Genomic DNA, 19,897 nt, shown 5'->3' with positions numbered 1-19,897 from the left:
CCCCTCTCGGGACGGCCTCTCCATTTCTGCCACAGATGGCAGAGGATGATTACATCATCCCCATGCCGCCCATGCCACCCATGCCGCCCATGTCGGGGGCGCCGCCCTGGCCTTTCGGCTCGGGCTTTTCGGCGACCATGGCTTCGGTGGTGACCAGCAGGCCGGCGACCGAGGCTGCGTCTTCCAGCGCGGTGCGCACGACTTTGGCCGGGTCGATGACGCCGAACTTGAACATGTCGCCATATTCTTCGGTCTGCGCGTTGAACCCGAATGCCTTGTCGTTCGATTCGCGGATCTTGCCCGCGACGACTGCGCCGTCCACACCAGCGTTTTCGGCGATCTGACGCATCGGGGCTTCCAGCGCGCGGCGAACGATCGAGATACCGGCGTCCTGATCCGAGTTCGCACCCTTCAGGCCTTCCAGCGCCTTGCCGCCCTGAACCAGCGCGACGCCGCCACCGACGACAACGCCTTCCTGAACGGCCGCACGGGTCGCGTTCAGCGCATCGTCAACGCGGTCCTTGCGCTCTTTCACTTCGACTTCGGTCATGCCGCCGACGCGGATCACGGCAACGCCGCCAGCCAGTTTGGCAACGCGTTCCTGCAGCTTTTCCTTGTCGTAGTCGCTGGTGGTTTCTTCGATCTGCTGACGGATCTGGGCCACGCGTGCCTCGATCTCGGCCTTGTCGCCTGCGCCGTCAACAATGGTCGTGTTGTCCTTGTTGATGGTCACGCGCTTGGCGGTGCCCAGCATGTCGACGGTCACGTTTTCCAGCTTCATGCCCAGATCTTCGCTGATGACCTGACCGCCGGTCAGGATCGCGATGTCCTGCAGCATGGCCTTGCGGCGATCGCCGAAGCCCGGTGCCTTGACGGCAGCGATTTTCAGACCGCCGCGCAGCTTGTTGACGACCAGCGTTGCCAGAGCCTCGCCTTCGACGTCCTCTGCGATGATCAGCAGCGGTTTGCCCGACTGGATGACCGATTCCAGCAGCGGAACCATCGGCTGCAGCGACGAAAGCTTCTTCTCGTGCAGCAGGATATAGGCGTCTTCCAGCTCAGCGACCATCTTGTCGGGGTTGGTCACGAAATAGGGCGACAGATAGCCACGGTCGAACTGCATGCCCTCGACGACTTCGACGTCGGTTTCCATGCCTTTGTTTTCTTCGACGGTGATGACACCCTCGTTGCCGACTTTCTGCATGGCTTCGGAAATCATCTTGCCGATGCCTTCTTCGCCGTTCGCCGAAATGGTGCCGACCTGAGCGACTTCTGCCGAATCCTCGACAGGACGCGAGGCGGCCTTGATCGACTCAACAACCTTCTGCGTCGCCAGATCGATGCCGCGCTTCAGGTCCATCGGGTTCATGCCGGCGGCAACCGCCTTCATGCCTTCCTTGACGATGGCCTGGGCCAGAACCGTCGCGGTGGTGGTGCCGTCGCCGGCCTCGTCATTGGTGCGCGAAGCGACTTCACGGACCATCTGGGCGCCCATGTTTTCGAACTTGTCCGACAGCTCGATTTCCTTGGCGACCGACACACCGTCCTTGGTGATACGCGGCGCGCCGAAGGAACGGTCGATCACCACATTGCGGCCTTTCGGGCCGAGCGTGACCTTGACCGCATCGGCCAGGATGTTGACGCCTTTCAGCATGGCGTCGCGGGCAGAGGTGTTGAACTTGACGTCCTTACCAGCCATTTTTCTCTCCTAGAATATCTTGTGAAATTAGGCGTTTGCTTGGAAATCCGGCGATCAGCCGATGATCCCCATGATGTCGCCTTCCTTCATGATCAGCAGTTCTTCGCCGTCCAGCGTGACTTCGGTGCCGGACCATTTGCCGAACAGGACGCGGTCGCCTGCCTTGACCGAGGGTGCGATCAGCTCGCCCGAATCCTTGCGGGCACCTTCGCCGACGGCGACGATTTCGCCTTCAGCAGGTTTTTCCTTGGCGCTGTCGGGGATGATCAGTCCGCCCTTGGTCTTCTCGTCCGATTGGACGCGCTTGACCAGAACGCGGTCGTGCAGTGGTTTGAAGGCCATTTGAACACTCCGGTGTTTCAGGTTGCAGTGTCGTGTTGGCACTCGGACTTGCTGAGTGCCAATGCAAGCCGATCTAGGGTTTGCTCACGCGCCTGTCAACGGGAAGCAGCGGGAAAATTCCTGCAGGGCGGCTGGTCTTTGCCGTGCCACTGTGGAAGCCTGCGCTTGAACCGACGGGGGATCGCATGAAACATCTTTTAGCCGCCGTAGCACTGTCTTTCGCCGCGCCAGCCGTATCCGCCAATGAATGCGTTGGCAACAACCTGATCGACGAGTTGCCGGCTGCGGATCAGCAGATGATCCGGGCGGCGACGGACGCGCAGCCATATCATGAAGGGTTGCTGTGGCGGGCCACGAAAGGCCCGGCGCAGATCACCATGGTCGGCACCTTTCACTTTGATTTGCCGGAACATCAGTCGATGGTGGACAGGCTGGCCCCGGTCATCGCCGAAGCCGACACGCTGCTTGTCGAACTTGGCCCGGCGGAAGAAAAAGAACTGCAATCCGCACTGCAATCCGACCCCTCGCTGACCATCGACACAACCGGCCCGACGCTGCCGGAACGACTGAGCGCGGATGACTGGGCACAGGTTTCCGAGGTCATGCAGGAGCGGGGCATTCCGGCCGTCATGGTCTCGCGAATGAGGCCCTGGTATCTTTCGATGATGATGTCGATCTCGCCCTGCATGATGGCTGAGATCGCCAAGGGCGGCGGCAATAACGGGCTGGACTGGCAGTTGATGGAGGAGGCAGAGGATACAGGCGTCCCGATCCGCGCGCTGGAACCGTGGGACACGGTTTTCAGCATGTTCGGGGATATGACCCCGCAGGAAGAGCTGGACATGATCGTCTATTCGCTGTCGGCGGCACGCCACGCCGATGACTATGCGGCGACATTGACCGATGCGTATCTTGCCGAAGACGTCTGGCAGATATGGGAATTCGGTCGCATCGACGCCTATCGCAACTCTGGCCTGCCCAGGGCCGAGGTCGACCGCCTTACTGCCGAGGCTCAGGTGCTGATGATGGATGCCCGCAACGAAAGCTGGATTGCGCCACTGACCGAAGCGGCCAATGATGCGGCAGCAAAGGGCAAGGGCGTGGTCGCGGCCTTCGGGGCGCTGCATCTTCCGGGTGAAAAGGGCGTGCCGCACCTGCTTGAGATGGACGGCTGGACCCTTGAAAGGCTGACGAAATGAGCGATGAACTGTGGCGGCTTGAACAGATGTGGTGGACCGGCGGCGTCGCCGAGGCCCTGCGTCATATGGCGCCGAACTGCATCATGGTATTCCCCACGGCGGTCCTGCAGGGCACCGAAATTGCGCAATCCCTCTCGGGCGTGCCCCGCTGGGACGACCTGACCATGACCGACAGGCGCACCGCCGAGAGCGATGATGTCGTGGTCCTGAGCTATCGTGCCGAGGCACGTCGCGGGTCAGAGCGGCCGCACCGTGTCAGGTGTTCGTCATGCTGGGTCAGGCTGGGCGGCTGGCGGCTGATCTGTCATCAACAAACGCCTGTCTGACGATGTTCGGTGATCTGCGCCGCCACAAGCGGTTCCTGGGCGCAGCCCTGTTCGGTATTCTGATTGGCGCGCTTCTGTGGCATTGGCCGATGACCGATCGCATCCTGCTGGGTGCCGATATGTTCTTCGCGGTCTTTCTGGCCCTGACCCTGCAGGCGCTTCCGCAGAAAAGCCCCAGCATGCTGCGCAAAAACAGCGACGATGTTGACGAAGGGCTGCCGATCATCCTGCTGATCGCATTGACCGCCATCGGGCTTAGCCTGTTCGGTATCATCGAAACGATGCGCGGCACGACCGGCGGGTCGCATTTGCGCAGCGGGCTGGCGCTCGCCTCTATCCCGCTTGGCTGGGCGACGCTGCACTGTGTCATGGCGTTCCACTATGCAGGGATGTGGTATGCGCTGACCGGTGACGGGCAGGACAGGAAGGCGCTGGATTTCGGCCCCGGCCAGCCCGATCCCGATATGTGGGACTTTTTCTATTACAGCTTTACCATTGGCATGGCAGCGCAGACCGCGGATGTCGCGTTGCGCAGCCGGCACTTTCGCAAGATCACCCTGATGCATGCGGTGCTGTCCTTCTTCTTCAACACGGTGATCGTGGCGCTTGCCGTGGGCGCTGCCTCGACGCTTGTGCAGTGATGGACTTTGCGGGCCGGGCGCGATAGGAGGACGGCAAATCCCAAGGCCCAGATCTCTCGAGGAGACATGCGATGATTACCGTTCTTGCCCACAAATCGCCCGACACCGACGCCACCGGCTCTCCGCTGATCTGGGCGTGGTATCTGAACGAGGTTCGCAAGAGCCCCGCACGCGCAATCCTGCAGGGCACGCCCAATACCGAAGCCGCCTGGATGCTGACCCGCTGGGATCAGGACATGCCCGAGATCGTGACCGAAGTCGGCGCGGGCGATCAGGTGGTGATCTGCGACACCAACAACCCGGCTGAACTGCCCGCGGCAATCAATGATGCCGAGGTGCTGGAAATCATCGACCACCATATGCTGGTCGGCGGCATCAAGACCCGCACCCCGATCAATATCACCATCCGCCCGCTGGCTTGCACCGCGACCATCATGCATGACCTGATCGGCGACGATCTGGCGGCGGCGCCGGAATGGGTGAAGGGCGTGATGCTGACCTGCATCCTTTCCGACACGCTGGAATTCCGCTCGCCGACCACCACCGCGCATGACAAGGCCGTTGCAGAAAAGCTGGCCGCTGATCTGGGCATCACGATCGGCGATTACGCGTCCGAGATGTTCGCCGCCAAGTCCGATGTCTCGGCCTTCGGCGACGAGGATCTGCTGCGTATGGACAGCAAGGAATTCGAACTGGAAGGCAAGAAGCTGCGGGTTTCGGTTCTGGAAACGACCGCGCCGCAGGTCCTTCTGGACCGCAAGGACGCGCTTCTGGCTGCGATGCCCGCCGTCGCCGCGGCAGACGGTGCCGATGAGGTGTTGCTGTTCATCGTCGACATTCTGAACGAAGAGGCGACGCTGCTGGTGCCGAACGATTACGTCAAGCAGGTCGCAGAAGCCTCGTTCGATGCCAAGGTCGATGGCGACAGCGTCGTTCTGCCGGGCATCATGTCGCGCAAGAAGCAGATCATCCCGGCGCTGAAGCTCTGACTTCGGCGGCGACGCGTTTCGGGTCCGGGGCATTCGCGCGCCCGGACCCCACATTTCCCGCACAGGTGAACGACATGACCCGCATCATCGGATCTCTGGCCGAGGTCGCCTCTGACTATGACGTGCTGTTCTGCGATCTTTGGGGCTGCGTGCATAACGGCATCCGCGCCTATCCGGCGGCGGTCGCAGCACTTCAGGCGTTCCGGGGTGGCGGCGGTCAGGTCTGCCTGATGACGAATGCGCCGCGACCGGCGGCCCAGGTCGAGGCGAGCTTTGAACGTCTGGGCATTCCGCGCGACGCCTGGGACGTGATCGTCACCTCGGGCGATGCGGCGCAGGATGCCATGTTCGCAGGCGCAGTGGGGCGCAAGGTCTGGCATCTGGGACCGGCAAAGGACGATGCCTTTTTCGAAGTGCCGCCCGAATGGAAAGATGCCGCACCGATCGAGCGCGTCGATCTGGAAGAGGCCGAGGGGATCGTCTGCACGGGTCCTTTCGACGAAGAGAACGAAGCGCCAGAGGATTATCGCGCCCGTCTGATGATCGCGCGCGAAAAAGGTCTGGGCCTGCTTTGCGCCAATCCCGATATCGTCGTCGATCTGGGCGAGCGGCGGATCTATTGCGCCGGCGCAATTGCCGAATTCTACACCGAACTTGGCGGCGAATCCCTCTACTTCGGCAAGCCGCATCCGCCCATCTATGATCTTGCCCGGCGCAAGCTGGGAATCAGGGAGGGGGCGCGGGTTCTCGCCATCGGTGACGGGATCAATACCGACATCGCAGGCGCGACAGGTGAAGAGGTCGATTCGATTTTCATCACCGGCGGACTTGCGGCAGAGCATATGGGCGCGGATGTCGAAAACCCGGACGCCGCGCAGATGGATGAATGGCTGCGCCAGCGGCTGATTGCGCCAACCTTTGCGATGGGCCGGCTGCGCTAGGTGGCGCTTTATTTTGCCTATGGCTCCAATATGCTGACGGCGCGCCTGAAGGCGCGCTGTCCGTCTGCGACGGCGCTCGGGGCCGTTTTCCTGCCGGATCACGATCTGGCTTTCGACAAGATAAGTGCCGATGGATCGGCCAAGGCGACACTTGCGGTGGCCAAAGGCAGCCGGGTTGCTGGTGTCCTGTTCGAACTGGACGAGGGTGATCTGGGCGCGCTCGATCAACTGGAAGGCACGGGGTTTGGTTATGACGCCGCACGGCTGGCCCTGCCTTGGCAAGGTGCGCCGGTGTTTGCCCGCAGCTATATCGCCCCGCCGGGATTTCGCGATGCGAAGCTGCGGCCCTATGATTGGTATCTTGGGCTTTGTGTGGCAGGGGCGCTGGAACATGGGCTGCCCCGCGATTGGATCAGGCGGCTGATCGCCACGCCGCGCTGTCCCGACCCCGACCCGGCCCGACCGCGTCGTATCGAGGCGGACGCGCTGTTGGCGTCCTGTCCGGCCGAATGGCGGCTGTCCTGACGCTTGCAACCTGTCCGCCGCTGCGCGATACGCGATGGAACGAGGCGGGCGATCACCCGCAGGACTGACCATGCCGGGGCACAATATCACCGGAAGGGGGCGCATTGGACATCCATCACCACTGGACCGGATTGCCGGCCGACGCCCGCGGGACCACCGTGGCGATGGGCAATTTCGATGGCGTTCATCGCGGCCATCGCGCGGTGATAGACTGCGCGCGCGCAGCCATTGATGCCCCGCTTGGCATCGTCACATTCGAGCCGCATCCACGCGAATTCTTCGCCCCCGACGCGCCGCCTTTCCGGCTGATGAACTCGGAAGCGCGCGCGAACCGCCTTCGGCGCCTTGGCGTCGAACACCTGTTCGAGTTGCCCTTTGGTGCGGTGCTTGCAGGCCTTTCGCCGGAATCCTTCGCGCGTCAGGTGCTGGCCGAGGGTCTGGGCGTCGCCCATGTCTGCGTCGGTCAGGATTTCTGTTTCGGCAAGGACCGCGCCGGCGATGCGCAAACCCTGCGCGAGATGGGCGCGCGCTTCGGCTTCGGCGTCACCATTGCGCCGCTGGTCGGCGAGGAAGGGCGGGATTTCTCATCCACAGCGATCCGTCAGGCGCTGAGCGAGGGGCGGACGCGCGATGCCGAAAAGATGCTGGGCCACTGGCACAGGATCGAAGGTGAGGTGCTTCACGGCGAAAAGCGCGGCCGCGAGCTGGGCTATCCGACCGCGAACATGTCCGTTGAAGGGCTGCACCTTCCGAAGCTCGGCGTTTACGCCGTGATCGCGGATGTTCTTGGCGGCCCGCATAAGGGAAGCTGGCCAGGCGTCGCAAGCCTGGGCGTGCGCCCGATGTTCGGCGAAAATCACCCGAATCTGGAAGTGCACCTGTTTGATTTTGACGGCGATCTTTACGGCGAACATCTGTCTGTCGCGCTTGTCGAATATCTGCGTGCCGAGGAGAAATTCAGCGGGCTGGATGCGCTGATCGCGCAGATGGATCGGGACAGCGCTGCCGCCCGCGCGATCCTGTCGGCACGCTGATGCGCGCGCAATTCTGGAAACTGCCGCTCAAGGACCTCGACCCGCAAGAGTGGGAGGCACTTTGCGACGGTTGCGGCAAGTGCTGCCTGAACAAGCTGGAATTCGAGGATACCGAGGAACTGGCCTTCACACGCATCGCCTGCCGCTTGCTTGACGGCGAAACATGCCGGTGCACGCGCTATGAAACCCGGCATCGCTACGTGCCGGAATGCGTGACGCTCTCGCCCTCGAAGATCGACAGCATCAGCTATTGGCTGCCCGCGACCTGCGCCTACCGGCTGCGTCACGAAGGGCGACCGCTGCCAGAATGGCATTATCTGATCTCGGGCGACCGCGATGCTGTTCATCGCTCGGGCGAATCGGTTCGCGGTCGCACGCTTTCCGAGGCCGAAATTCCCGAAGAGGATTGGGAAGATTACATTATCGAGGACCTGTCATGAACTTTGCCTCTGACAATGCATCCGGTGTTCACCCGGCAGTAATGGCGGCAATGGCAGCCGCCGACGATGGTTATGTGCTGGGCTATGGCAATGATGCGCTGACGCAGGCCGCGCAGGAACGCGTGCGCGAGGCACTGGAAGCGCCGGAAGCGGCGGTTTTCTTCGTGACGACGGGGACTGCCGCAAATGCCATCGGCCTTGGCGCAGCGGTCCAGCCGTGGCAGCGGATTTTCTGCCATGAGGATGCCCATATCGAAACTTCGGAATGCGCCGCGCCCGAATTGTTCACTGCCGGTGCGAAACTGACCCTCATGCCCGGCGAAGGCGGGCTGATCGACGCCGATGCATTGGATCACGCGGCAGAGTTCTGGGCCGGCGAAGGTCTGGGCGGCGGCAAGCCGGGGGCCGTTTCGATCACCAATTCGACAGAATGGGGCCGCGTCTGGATGCCCGAAACGCTGGGAGAGATTGCCGCCGTCGCCCGACAGCACGGATTGGTATTCCACATGGACGGGGCGCGATTTGCCAATGCTGTTGCCGGCAGCAGTCAGGCCCCGGCTGACATTACCCACCGCGCCGGTGTCGATCTGCTGAGTTTCGGCGGCACCAAGAATGGCGCGATGGGGGCCGAGGCCATTGTCGCCTTCGATCCCGCCATAGCAGAGCGCATGGCCTATATGCGCAAGCGCGGCGGACATCTCTGGTCGAAGCACCGCTACCTCGCAGCGCAATTCTATGCGCTTCTCGAAGGCGATCTGTGGTTGCAGCTTGCCGGACATGCCAATGCAATGGCGACCCGTCTGTCAGCAGGATTGGCACAGGTTGACGGTGCGCGGCTTCTGCAGCCCGTCGAATCGAACCAGGTGTTCGTGACCCTTCCCGGCGATGCTGACGACAGGGCGCGCGCCGCCGGCGCCAATTATTACAAATGGACCTCGCTTGGCGAGGCGAGTGCCGATGAGGTGACGCTGCGATTCGTGTGCAGCTGGAACACCCGCGAAGCCGAGATCGAGGCCCTGATCGCAGCACTTCAGGGCTGACGAAGCGCGCGCCGTCAGCTGCGTTCCAGATTCATCCGCGTCAGATCGGCAAACTGCTCGGCATGGGTCAGGGGCAGCATATGCCCCGCACCCGGCACAGTCGCGCGCCCCACATCGGGCAACCGCGCGGCAAGTGCTTCGGCGATTTCATGAACGATGGGCGGTGATTGCGCACCGGCGATCAGCATCACCGGGGCGTCGATGCCTTCCAGTCCACCCGCGCGCAGGATATCCGAGCGATCCTGCATAAGTGCGCGGTTGGTATCGACAACCATGCGCATCTGCTTGCGCAGACGTTCCAACCTCGGGCCTTCAGTCGGGATCTCGCCGCCGGGGGCACCCCAATCCGACAGGAACTGGTGCAGCATCCCGTCGATGTCTCCTGCTGCCTCGAACGGGGCGAGGCGATCATTTTCGGCTTGCCGTGTCGCGGGCGATGCGGCGGCGAACAGAACTGGTTCCACCAAAGTCAGGCTGCGCACGGCCTGCGGTGCCCCGACCGCGATCCGCAATGCGACGGTCGCCCCGAAACTATGCCCGATCAGGTCCAGCGGGCGCTGGATCATCGCAGCCGCATGGCGCGTCACAAAGCTGTGCAGGTCCGGGTCATCGCCGCCCGGCCAGTCAGGGCTGCGGCCGTGGCCGGGAAAATCAAAACTGCGCAGATCGACGAGACCGCCCAGATGCGCCATCAGCGGCTGGAACAGCCCGGTGCCGCCCATCATGCAATGAAGTCCGATCGCCGGGCGTTCCGGATCGCCGGGAAAGTGCCGTTCGTTCAGCTTCATAGCGAGGCCAGATGCGCCTTCAGGAAATCCAGCCGGTCCTGTCCCCAGAACTTCTGCCCGCTTTCGCGCACGACATAGAAGGGCGAACCGAAGACACCCGCTGCGACGGCGTCTTCAAGGTTGCGGCCGTATTGCTCTGCCCCGACAAACAGACCCTTGTCGGCAATTGCGGGATCAAAGCCATTTGCGGCAAGCACGTCGCGGATCACCTCATCATCGGCGATATCGCGATCCTCGGCCCAGCAGGCGCCAAGAAAGCCGCGCACCAGACCACCCAGATTGCCGCCCCCTGCTTCCTGCGCAGCGATCACGGCATAGGACGAGGGCGCCATATTCGTCGGGAAATGCGCGGGGTGCAGGTTGAAAGGCAGCTTCAGAACGGCAGCCCAACGGGTCAGTTCCTGAAGCCGGTAATCCTTGCGGCTTTCATGCCGTTCCGCCGGTTTCAGCCCGCCGGTGCGCGGGAAAAGCTGCATCAGATCGACCGGCTTATAGGTGATCGTCGCCTTGTGTTCGCGCGCGATGCGTTCCAGCCGGTCGCCGGCAAGATAGGCCCAGGGGCTGATCGTGCCGAGATAATAGTCGATATGGGCCATTTGCTGTCCAATCGGTCGGTTGAGGTTTGCGGCAAGGCTATCGCGGTGATAAGTCCGCTGCAATCGCCCGAATCCCGTGCCTGAAGGATGCCACCATGCCTGCGATGACCGAACCCAAGCTTATTTCCGGCAATGCCAACAAACCCTTGGCGACGTCCATCGCGCGGCGCATGTCCATGCATCGTGGCATGAACGTGGCGCTCGTCGATGCACGGGTAGAGCGTTTCAACGATCAGGAAATCTTCGTCGAGGTTTTCGACAATGTCCGGGGCGAGGACATGTATATCATTCAATCGACCTCGAACCCGGCCAATGACAACCTGATGGAACTGCTCATCATGACCGACGCGCTGAAGCGGTCGTCGGCCAATCGCATTACCGCCGTCATTCCGTATTTCGGCTATGCCCGTCAGGACCGGCGCGCAAAGGCACGGACGCCAATCTCGGCGAAGCTGGTGGCGAATATGCTGACAAAGGCGGGCGTCGATCGGGTGCTGACAATGGACCTGCATGCGGCACAGATTCAGGGTTTCTTCGATATTCCGGTGGACAACCTCTATGCAGCGCCGGTCTTTGCGCTGGATATCAAGCATCACTTCAAGGGTCAGATGGACGATCTGATGGTCGTGTCACCTGACGTCGGCGGCGTTGCACGGGCGCGAGAGATCGCGCAGCGCATCAATGTCCCGATGGCCATTGTCGACAAGCGCCGCGAAAAGGCGGGCGAGATCGCGGATATGACCGTGATCGGCGATGTCGATGGCAAGACCTGCATTATCGTTGATGACATCTGCGACACTGCCGGCACGCTTTGCAAGGCGGCGCAGCTTCTGGTCGATCACGGCGCGAAAGAGGTTCACGCCTATATCACCCATGGTGTCCTGTCCGGGCCGGCGGTCGAGCGGGTGCAGAAGTCGGTCATGAAATCGCTCGTCATCACCGATTCCATCAACCAGCCAGAGCCGGTGAAGAACTGCCCGAATATCCGCATCGTCCCCACCGCGCCGATGTTCGCGCAGGCGATCATCAATATCTGGAACGGCACCTCGGTAAGTTCGCTCTTTGACCTCGACACGCTCGGCCCGATTTATGAGGGGCTTTACAGCGACGGCTGACCCAGCCGCGCTTCGGAGGTTTCAGGCGGCGATCCGTCAGTCCCCGGCGTCGAAGCCGTAGGTTTCGGTCACATAGTCGATATCCTTGTCGCCCCGGCCCGACAGATTCAGCAGGATGGTCTTGCCGGGGTTCTTCGGTGCCTCGCGCAGCGCGAAGGCCACGGCATGGGCGCTTTCCAGCGCCGGGATGATGCCTTCGCGGCGTGACAGGCGATAGAAGGCATCCAGCGCCTCGCGGTCGTCTGCGGCGACGTAATTCGCCCGGCCTGTGCGATGCAGATAAGCATGTTCCGGCCCGACACCCGGATAATCCAGACCCGAGGCAACCGTATGGACCGGCGCTGGATTGCCGTCCTTGTCCTTCAGCACCATGGTCTTGAAGCCGTGAATGTCGCCATCCTCGCCAAAGGTAATGGTCGCGGCGTGATCGCCCATATCGGACGAGGTGCCAAGCGGTTCGACCCCGTACAGCGCCACGCCGTCATCGTCGATGAAACCCGCGAACATGCCCATGGCGTTCGATCCGCCGCCGACGCAGGCCGCGACCATGTCGGGCAGGCGGCCGGTCATGTCCAGAAACTGCTCGCGTGCCTCAATCCCGACGACGTGCTGGAAGTCGCGGACCATCATTGGGAAGGGGTGGGGGCCGACGACGCTGCCGATGGCAAACAGCGCGTGTTCGGCCTGCGCGACATAAGATTGGAAGCAGCTATCGACGGCTTCCTTCAGCGAACGACCGCCAAAGCCCACCGGCACGACCTCTGCCCCCAGAAGCTTCATCCGGGTGACGTTCGGGGCTTCCTTGGCGATGTCGATCTCGCCCATATGGATTTCGCATTCCAACCCGAAATAGGCCGCCGCCGTCGCCAGCGCCACGCCGTGCTGGCCGGCACCGGTTTCGGCCATGACCTTGGTCTTGCCCATATGCTTGGCCAGCAGGGCCTCGGCCATGCAATGGTTCAGCTTATGCGCGCCGGTATGGTTCAGATCCTCGCGCTTGGCATAGATCTGCGCGCCGCCGCAATCCGCCGACAGGTTGCCCAGGAAGCTGACGGGCGTCGGACGGCCCTGAAAATGCTTGCGGATATAGCGCAGCTCATTGATGAAATCGGCAGAACGCGACAGCGTCAGATAGGCCTTTTCGATGGCCGCGAACTGGTCAACCAGAACCGGCGGCAGATCGGCCCCGCCATAGGGACCGAAAAAGCCCTTCGCGTCAGGATGCGAATTCAGATAAGTCATGTTGTCCTGCCTGTCAGCGTCCGTCGAGACGCACGAAATCCATGACGCTGCCGTCGCCGGGGCGGACGTCTTTCCAGTCGTCGATCTGGAAATCCACAACCAGTGTCGCAGCAGTCGGGAATTTACGGAATTCGGGGTCAAGCGGCACCCGCGCCGGCAGGCTGGCTGCGAATTCGGCGATGCCGGGATTATGGCCGATCATCATGACGGTCGGTTCGGTCGCCGATTTCAGGATGTCCAGCATATCCTGCGGGCGCGCATGGAAAAGCTTGTCTTCGAAGCGCAGGATGGGGCGCACTTCCAGCGGGGCCCCGGCAACACGTTCCCATGTCTCGCGGGTGCGCCTGGCGGGCGAGCAGATGACCTCTTCGGGTTCATATCCGCGCGAGGCCATGAAGTCGCCAAGCTCCTGCGCCGAACGGCGACCGCGATCGTTCAGCGGTCGGTCGAAATCTTCCAGCGTCGGGTCGTCCCATGCCGATTTCGCGTGACGGGTCAGAATCAGGCGACGGTAACCGGAAGGTGTCATGTGAAATGGCCTCTCATGCCGGGCGATGTGATCGGAGCCTGCCATAGCTTTCCGGACCGGGCAAGCACATGTGAAACGTGGAACGTCATGGAATTGTCACGCGCATTCAAGACGATGAATTGCGGCGGGATCTACAGACCGCTATCACCCTGACGCAGACCACGGGGCTTGACGCGCGGTTCGGTCGAGCGGATGAGGCTGCCCGCGCCGTGTTCGGTGAACAATTCCAGCAGCGTGGCATTGGGCACGCGCCCGTCAAGGATGACAACTGCGCGCACGCCGTCCTCGATCGCCTTCAGCGCGGTTTCCGTTTTCGGGATCATGCCGCCCGCGATTGTGCCGTCTTCGATCATGGCCCGAACATGGTCCGGGGTCATCTGGGTGATGACCTCGCCCGATCCGTCCTTGACGCCCGACACGTCAGTCAGAAGCAACAGGCGGTCGGCCCTCAGCGCCCCTGCAATGGCCCCGGCGGCAGTGTCACCGTTGACGTTGAAGGTTTCGTTATCCGCCATGCCGGTCGCCACCGGCGCGATGACCGGGATCAACCCGGCCAGATACAGGTCGCGGATGATCTGGACGTTCATCTCGACCGGCTTGCCGACGAAGCCCAGTTCGGGGTCATCGACCTCGCACACCATCATGTCGTCATCCTTGCCGGATATGCCGATGGCGCGGCCCCCGGCGTCGTTGATCGCCTGCACGATGCGCTTGTTCACAAGGCCGGACAGCACCATCTCGACCACCTCGACCGTTTCCTTGGTGGTCACGCGCTTGCCGCGCACGAAGCTGCTTTCGATGCCCAGCTTGCCGAGCAGATCGTTGATCATCGGCCCGCCGCCATGGACCACGACCGGATGAATGCCGACTTGCTTCATCAGCACGATGTCAGAGGCGAATTTCGCCATTTCGGCATCGTCGCCCATCGCATTGCCGCCGAACTTGACCACCACGACGGCACCGGAATAGCGCTGCATATAGGGCAGGGCTTCGGACAGGGTGGCGGCGGCGGTGGCGAAATCTCGGGTCATGTCCTGCTGTCTCATCACTGTTCCCTGATGTGTCGGGGCAGGTTAGGCGCAGCCGTGCCAGAGGTCCAGTGCCGCCGGGATCAGTGAAAGTCGCGGCTTGGAAACAGTTTCTTCGCCTGCTCGCGCGGGTGCTGCGCGGGCGAGGCACGACGCGGTGCCGGTCGCGGGCGCGGCGCATCGTCCGAGGCCGGATTGGTGATGCCGATGGAATGATCCATCGGATGTCCCAGTTTCGCAAGCTGACCCGAGGCATCCTCGATATCCTCGGCGATCAGGTGCACGACAAGCCCCTCGCGCTGCAGCCGGCCCGTCACCCGCAGCAGGCGACCGCCCATGACTTCGCGCCGGAAGCGTTCGAATACCCCCGGCCAGACCACCACGTTCGAAACCCCTGTCTCGTCCTCCAGCGTCAGAAAAATCACGCCTGAAGCTGTGCCGGGCCTTTGCCGGGTGATGACAAGGCCGCAGACACTGACCCGGTGCAACGGAACCTCGGACAGTTTGTCATGCGGGGTAAGGCCGCGGAACAGGGGGCGCAGCAGTTCCATCGGGTGGGCGCGCAGGGTCAGGCGCATGGCGACGTAATCCTCGACCACCTCCTCGCCCAGATGCATGGCGGGCAGGGCGACCTCGGGTTCGGAAATCGCTTCGCCGTCCAGCGGGTCGGACAGAAGCGGCAGCGGCATCTGGCCGCAGATGGCCTTGGTTTGCCACAGCGCGTCGCGCCGTGTCAGACCCATCGCGGCGAAGGCATCGGCCTCGGCCAGCCGTTCCAGCACGGCAGGGATGACGCCGGCGCGCAGCCAGACCGTCTGCGGATCGGGATAGCCATTGCCGCGCGCCGCCGTGATCTTTTCGGCATCCTCCTGCCGGAAGCCCTTGATCTGGCGAAAGCCAAGGCGCAGCGCCAACGCACCGTCGGCGCGCCGTTCAAGGCTGTTGTCCCATGCGCTGGCATTCACGCAGACCGGCCGGATCTCCACCTGATGTTCGCGGGCATCGCGCACGATCTGGGCGGGCGCATAAAAGCCCATCGGCTGACTGTTCAGCAGCGCGCAGGCAAAAACGGCCGGATGATGGCATTTCAGCCAGGCCGAGACATAAGCCAGCATGGCGAAAGCGGCGGCATGGCTTTCGGGAAAACCGTAATCGGCAAAGCCTTCGATCTGGCCGAAACAGCGCTCGGCGATTTCGGATGAATAGCCATTGGCCAGCATCCCGTTGATGAACTTGTCGCGAAAGGCGCCGATCGTGCCCATACGCCGGAACGAGGCGAGCGAGCGGCGCAGGTGGTCGGCCTCTTCGGCGGTGAAGCCCGCCCCGACCACGGCGATCTGCATGGCCTGTTCCTGAAAAAGCGGCACGCCAAGCGTGCGATGCGTGACCTCGGCCAATGCCGGGCCGAAGGGTTCGGGCTGTTCCAGCCCCATGCGGCGGCGGATATAGGGCTGGACCATGCCGCCCTGAATGGGGCCGGGACGCACGATGGCGACCTCGATCACCAGATCGTAGAACGTGGCGGGCTTCATGCGGGGCAGGAAATTCATCTGTGCCCGGCTTTCGACCTGAAAGACGCCCACGGCATCGGCGCGTTGCAGCATCCGATAGGTTGTCGGGTCTTCCTGCGGAGTGCTGGCGATGGTCATGGGCAGGTTTTCGTGCCGGTCCAGAAGGTCGAACGCCTTACGGATGCAGGTCAGCATGCCAAGCGCCAGAACATCGACCTTCAAGATGCCGAGCGCGTCGATATCGTCCTTGTCCCATTCGATCAGGGTCCGGTCCTGCATCGCGGCATTCTCGATCGGGCACAGCTCGTCCAGCCGCCCGCGTGTGATGACGAAACCGCCGACATGCTGCGAAAGATGGCGCGGAAAGCCGATGATCTGGCCGATCAGGCGGATGGTCTGGGCAAGCCTGCGGTCATCGGGATCAAGCCCCAGCTCTCGCACCCGTTCGGGATCGGCACCCCCGCGGGAATAGCCCCAGATCTGCCCCGAAAGGCTGGCCGTGACATCCTGCGACAGACCCATCACCTTGCCAACCTCGCGGATCGCGGCGCGTGACCGGAAATGGATCACCGTCGCGCAAAGCCCGGCGCGGTGGCGGCCATATTTCCGATAAATCCACTGGATCACCTCCTCGCGGCGTTCATGTTCGAAATCCACGTCGATATCAGGCGGCTCGCCCCGGTATTTCGAGATGAAGCGCTCGAATACCATCGCGATCTGGTCAGGGCCGACATCGGTGATGCCCAGCAGATAGCACAGGATAGAATTCGCCGCCGAGCCGCGCCCCTGACACAATATCCCTTGCGAGCGGGCATAGGCGACAATGTCATGCACGGTCAGGAAATAGGCCGGAAAGCCAAGATCGGCGACGACCGCCAGTTCCTTTTCCATCAGCGCCAGAACGCGGTCGGGCGCACCGTCCGGGTAGCGCCGCCTCAGCCCCTCATGGGCCAGTCGTTCAAGGCGGCTTTGCGGGGTTTCGTTCGCGGCGATTTCGTCGGGATATTCATAGCTGAGTTCGCCCAGATCGAATGAACAACGCGCCGCGATTTCCATTGTGCGGCGAAGCGCTGCGGGGTGATGGCGGAACAGGCGGGCCATATCCGCGCCGGATTTCAGGCGGCGTTCGGCATTGGGAAGCGCGCGGGTGCCGATCTCGTCAATGGTCAGATGCTCGCGGATGCAGGTCAGCACATCGGCCAGTTGCCTGCGGTCGGCGCGGTGCATCAGCACATCGCCCATCGCCACCATCGGTGCCGAACTCAGCATGGCCAGTCGCGCCGATGCCGCAAGATGCGCCTGATCGCTGCCGTCATAGCGCGGCACCGCGCCAAGAAAGACCTGCCCCGGAAAGCGCTTGCGCATCCGCTGAACCGGGTCGGCTGCATCTTCCAGCGCGCCCTGTGGCAGAGCAATCAGAACCATCCCCTCGCACCCATCCAGCAGATCGTCCAGGTCAAGATGGCATTCTCCCTTTTCCGCCCGTCGTTTCCCAAGGGTCAGCAGTCGGCACAGGCGTTGATAAGCGGCGCGGTCGCAGGGCAGGGCGATCCAGTCCACCGGACTGTCGCGCAGCACCAGCCGGCAGCCCACGATCAGCCGGGGCAGCCTGTTCCATGCAGCGGAATCGAATGGCGCGGGATCACCGGATTTGAGACGAGAGGAAGGATCGGTCTGCTGCTGGGACCGGATACGCAGCGAATCGGCCTGCGCTTCGCTTGCGGCGCGCTTCAACTGTTTCAGCGCCGACCACGCCCGCACCACACCGGCGAGCGAATTCCGGTCGGTAATGGCAATGGCGGACAGGCCCAGTTCGGCCGCCCGCGCGACGATCTCTTCGGGATGAGAGGCGCCGGTCAGGAAGGTGAAATTGGTCGTGACGCAAAGTTCGGCATAGTCGGGGGCGGTCATGGAAACTCCCCATGCACGAACCAGCCGGGATTCTGGGGGGTGTGAAACATCCATAAACGCCGCCCCTGCATCGTCTCGATCCTCCAGTAATCGCGTAACCCCCGATGCCAGTCCTGGTGTTCGGCCCACCATTCCGGCGCGATCCGTTCAGGTCCGGTAGCGCGCGCGAGGCTGAGCGACATGCGTCGCCAGCGAAAGCGCTGCGGCGGCTCGGAACCGCTGGCGGTGACTGGCTCAGGCGGAAAAATGTGAAGTGGACGTTGCCCGTGGCAGGACCATTTCGGGCTGGCAGTGCTGTGCGCGGCCGCAACCGAGATGAAGCCGCGTTCCGGGATATGGCTGTCGGCTGGCAGGAAACGGCGGATATTTTCCAGCCCGATCCGGGTGCCGATCCGGGTCATGAGATCGTCCAGACGGGCCGCATCGGCCACAGTTTCGCCCCCAAGCTGGCGTGCGGGCAGGGCATCGGTCTGGACTGCCTCCAGCCGCATCTGGTCGATTCCGAAACCGGCATCGACTTCATCCACACTGCGCTGGAAAAGCGGCAGGATGCGGACCGGATCGCGCAGCGGTGCAGCCAGCCGCAGCGCAATCTGCTGGCTGTCGCGATCAACCCGCCGCAGCGTCAGATGCAGCATGCGCGCGCCGGTTTCGTGCCGCTTCATCGTCTCGCACAGCCGGTCCAGCAAGCGTTGCAGAACCGCCATCACATCGCTGGTCAGCCCGATCGGCTCTGGCAGGGTCATCCTTGTCGCGTAATGGGGCGGATCGACAAGCGGCGAGATCTGTTCGGGCTGCTGGCCAAGCGCCTGATCCAGCCGCAGCAGAAGGTCCGGCCCGAAACGGCGGTTCAGTGGCGCGCGCGCCGCCCCTGCGAGGTCGCCAATGCTGCGCAGCCCCAGACGTTCCAGCGTTGCCGTCATCCGATCTTCCAGCCGCAGGGCGGCGACGGGCAGGCGGCCAAGTGCCGCCAGCGCGTCACCGGGCGGCGCAATGGGGGGGACGCCGTCAACAGGACCGTGATGCGCCAGCGCCCATGCCGCGCCGCGGGTGTCGGCCAGCCCCAGACGCAGCGCATAGCCGGCCCCTGTCAGCCGCTGGCGCATATCGGCCAGCATCGCTGCCTCGCCCCCCGCCAGATGCGCCGCGCCGGTAATGTCCAGAACCAACCCGTCCGCGCCTTCGATCCCGACCCAGGGGCAATACCGCGTCGCCCAACGCCGCAGCAGATGCAGCGCCCGGTAATCGGCTTCGGGATCTGCGGGGCGGGTCAGCAGGCTGCGGCAGAAGGCGCGGGCATCGGTGGCAGCCATGCCGCGATGCAAGCCGTGGTCTTCTGCCTCGGTGGTGAGGCAATAGATCCGGTCGGCGCTGCCCTGGCGCTGGATCAGCGCGAAAGGCCCGTCAACCGGCTGACGCCGTCGGGCCCGGTCGCTCGCCAACCGGGGAAACCACATCGAGACGATGCGCCTTTGCGTCCCATCGAACATGCCAGTGCCCAAGTGTTCCTGATTTGTTCTTGATAAGCTTCCATTCCTGCAGAGTCGAGTCGGCCTTTTCGGCAGGATCGAAAACCGGGCTGCACAGCCAGCGTGTTTCTGTGGCATTGCTGCCCAGACCTTCCGGGATAAGACCCAGCCCGATGCTGGACCCGGCCTGTGCTGCCAGTTGCAGACGGCGTCCCTGCGTCAGGCTGAGAGGCTGGCTCAATTCGGTCACGATCAGCCGCAGCGCACCATCGCGCAGGGCTTCTTCGGCCACGGCAAGCGCCTCGGTCTGGTCGGCGACCTCGGCCAGCAAAAGCCGTGCGGGATCAAGGAATCGGTGCAGCCCAAGCGGGTTCAGCCGACCCGTCACCCAACGCTCGCGGACCCACAGAAAATTGCCCGTCACACCGGCGGCGGCAATGGCGGCGAAGCTGGCGGCGGCGGGTCCGCAGGCTTCATGCGTGCGGCCGGGGCGCAGCCGGAACATGTCAGGAATGGTCGTGGTCATCGCAAA

General features: G+C 63.1%; 20 protein-coding genes. 10 read left to right on the top strand and 10 right to left on the bottom strand.

Annotated elements, in window-relative coordinates; genetic code table 11:
* Window positions 1-49: 49 nt before the first annotated feature.
* Together groL and FQV27_RS04730 are read right to left on the bottom strand one after the other, a co-directional pair.
* Complete coding sequence (gene groL, locus FQV27_RS04735; protein WP_147096657.1) at window positions 50-1,699, bottom strand: chaperonin GroEL; 1,650 nt, start codon at window positions 1,697-1,699, stop codon at window positions 50-52.
* A gap of 54 nt (window positions 1,700-1,753) precedes the next feature.
* Window positions 1,754-2,041: a co-chaperone GroES gene (locus FQV27_RS04730; RefSeq protein ID WP_147096656.1), complete on the bottom strand. Its 288-nt coding sequence runs from the start codon at window positions 2,039-2,041 to the stop codon at window positions 1,754-1,756.
* Window positions 2,042-2,226: 185 nt separating this feature from the next.
* Here FQV27_RS04730 and FQV27_RS04725 point away from each other — a divergent pair, with 185 nt between their 5' ends.
* The 9 genes from FQV27_RS04725 to FQV27_RS04685 all read left to right on the top strand — a co-directional run bounded on the left by FQV27_RS04725 (window position 2,227) and on the right by FQV27_RS04685 (window position 9,176).
* Window positions 2,227-3,240 carry a TraB/GumN family protein gene (locus FQV27_RS04725; RefSeq protein WP_147096655.1) on the top strand — a complete coding sequence of 338 codons (1,014 nt, stop codon included), beginning with the start codon at window positions 2,227-2,229 and terminating at the stop codon, window positions 3,238-3,240.
* Complete coding sequence (locus FQV27_RS04720) at window positions 3,237-3,566, top strand: DUF4440 domain-containing protein (protein WP_147096654.1); 330 nt, start codon at window positions 3,237-3,239, stop codon at window positions 3,564-3,566. The genes FQV27_RS04725 and FQV27_RS04720 overlap by 4 nt, the downstream gene beginning before the upstream one ends.
* Entirely contained in the window at window positions 3,509-4,207 is a 699-nt protein-coding gene (locus tag FQV27_RS04715; RefSeq protein WP_147096653.1) for a DUF1345 domain-containing protein, read from the top strand. The genes FQV27_RS04720 and FQV27_RS04715 overlap by 58 nt, the downstream gene beginning before the upstream one ends.
* 71 nt (window positions 4,208-4,278) lie before the next feature.
* A complete protein-coding gene (locus FQV27_RS04710) occupies window positions 4,279-5,196 on the top strand; it encodes a manganese-dependent inorganic pyrophosphatase (RefSeq protein ID WP_147096652.1) in 918 nt (305 codons plus the stop codon).
* Window positions 5,197-5,270: 74 nt separating this feature from the next.
* Window positions 5,271-6,137, top strand: coding sequence for a TIGR01459 family HAD-type hydrolase (locus FQV27_RS04705; RefSeq protein WP_147096651.1), 867 nt, complete (start codon window positions 5,271-5,273; stop codon window positions 6,135-6,137).
* Window positions 6,138-6,662, top strand: coding sequence for a gamma-glutamylcyclotransferase family protein (locus tag FQV27_RS04700; RefSeq protein WP_147096650.1), 525 nt, complete (start codon window positions 6,138-6,140; stop codon window positions 6,660-6,662).
* A 104-nt stretch (window positions 6,663-6,766) separates the two neighbouring features.
* Window positions 6,767-7,696: a bifunctional riboflavin kinase/FAD synthetase gene (locus FQV27_RS04695; RefSeq protein ID WP_147096649.1), complete on the top strand. Its 930-nt coding sequence runs from the start codon at window positions 6,767-6,769 to the stop codon at window positions 7,694-7,696.
* Window positions 7,696-8,136, top strand: a complete 441-nt coding sequence (locus FQV27_RS04690) for a YcgN family cysteine cluster protein (protein WP_147096648.1) — start codon at window positions 7,696-7,698, stop codon at window positions 8,134-8,136. The genes FQV27_RS04695 and FQV27_RS04690 overlap by 1 nt, the downstream gene beginning before the upstream one ends.
* A complete protein-coding gene (locus FQV27_RS04685) occupies window positions 8,133-9,176 on the top strand; it encodes a threonine aldolase family protein (protein WP_147096647.1) in 1,044 nt (347 codons plus the stop codon). The genes FQV27_RS04690 and FQV27_RS04685 overlap by 4 nt, the downstream gene beginning before the upstream one ends.
* A 14-nt stretch (window positions 9,177-9,190) precedes the next feature.
* On the opposite strand, the gene FQV27_RS04680 is transcribed toward FQV27_RS04685, so the two are convergent.
* Window positions 9,191-9,964, bottom strand: a complete 774-nt coding sequence (locus FQV27_RS04680; RefSeq protein WP_147096646.1) for an alpha/beta fold hydrolase — start codon at window positions 9,962-9,964, stop codon at window positions 9,191-9,193.
* Entirely contained in the window at window positions 9,961-10,560 is a 600-nt protein-coding gene (locus tag FQV27_RS04675) for a 2-hydroxychromene-2-carboxylate isomerase (protein ID WP_147096645.1), read from the bottom strand. The genes FQV27_RS04680 and FQV27_RS04675 overlap by 4 nt, the downstream gene beginning before the upstream one ends.
* A gap of 95 nt (window positions 10,561-10,655) precedes the next feature.
* Between FQV27_RS04675 and FQV27_RS04670 the strand changes: the two genes are divergently transcribed.
* Complete coding sequence (locus FQV27_RS04670; RefSeq protein ID WP_147096644.1) at window positions 10,656-11,675, top strand: ribose-phosphate pyrophosphokinase; 1,020 nt, start codon at window positions 10,656-10,658, stop codon at window positions 11,673-11,675.
* A gap of 36 nt (window positions 11,676-11,711) precedes the next feature.
* Here FQV27_RS04670 and trpB read toward each other — a convergent pair whose 3' ends face one another.
* From trpB to FQV27_RS04640, 6 genes are all read right to left on the bottom strand, one after another.
* The gene (gene trpB, locus FQV27_RS04665; protein ID WP_147096643.1) at window positions 11,712-12,917 is read right to left on the bottom strand and encodes a tryptophan synthase subunit beta; all 1,206 of its coding nucleotides are present in this window, start codon (window positions 12,915-12,917) and stop codon (window positions 11,712-11,714) included.
* Between the two features lie 13 nt (window positions 12,918-12,930).
* A complete protein-coding gene (locus FQV27_RS04660) occupies window positions 12,931-13,446 on the bottom strand; it encodes a SixA phosphatase family protein (protein ID WP_147096642.1) in 516 nt (171 codons plus the stop codon).
* A 131-nt stretch (window positions 13,447-13,577) separates the two neighbouring features.
* Window positions 13,578-14,477 carry an acetylglutamate kinase gene (gene argB / locus FQV27_RS04655; protein WP_147096855.1) on the bottom strand — a complete coding sequence of 300 codons (900 nt, stop codon included), beginning with the start codon at window positions 14,475-14,477 and terminating at the stop codon, window positions 13,578-13,580.
* A gap of 80 nt (window positions 14,478-14,557) precedes the next feature.
* Window positions 14,558-17,896 carry an error-prone DNA polymerase gene (locus FQV27_RS04650; RefSeq protein WP_246132991.1) on the bottom strand — a complete coding sequence of 1,113 codons (3,339 nt, stop codon included), beginning with the start codon at window positions 17,894-17,896 and terminating at the stop codon, window positions 14,558-14,560.
* Entirely contained in the window at window positions 17,893-19,386 is a 1,494-nt protein-coding gene (locus FQV27_RS04645; RefSeq protein WP_147096640.1) for a Y-family DNA polymerase, read from the bottom strand. The genes FQV27_RS04650 and FQV27_RS04645 overlap by 4 nt, the downstream gene beginning before the upstream one ends.
* Complete coding sequence (locus tag FQV27_RS04640; RefSeq protein ID WP_147096639.1) at window positions 19,301-19,891, bottom strand: ImuA family protein; 591 nt, start codon at window positions 19,889-19,891, stop codon at window positions 19,301-19,303. Before FQV27_RS04640 ends, FQV27_RS04645 begins: the two co-directional genes overlap by 86 nt.
* Window positions 19,892-19,897: the final 6 nt, after the last annotated feature.

The sequence above is a fragment of the Paracoccus aurantiacus genome, from assembly GCF_007993065.1.
GTDB lineage: Bacteria > Pseudomonadota > Alphaproteobacteria > Rhodobacterales > Rhodobacteraceae > Paracoccus > Paracoccus aurantiacus.
Note: the sequence above shows the minus strand (reverse complement) of the source record. Positions and strands in the feature narration are given on the sequence as shown.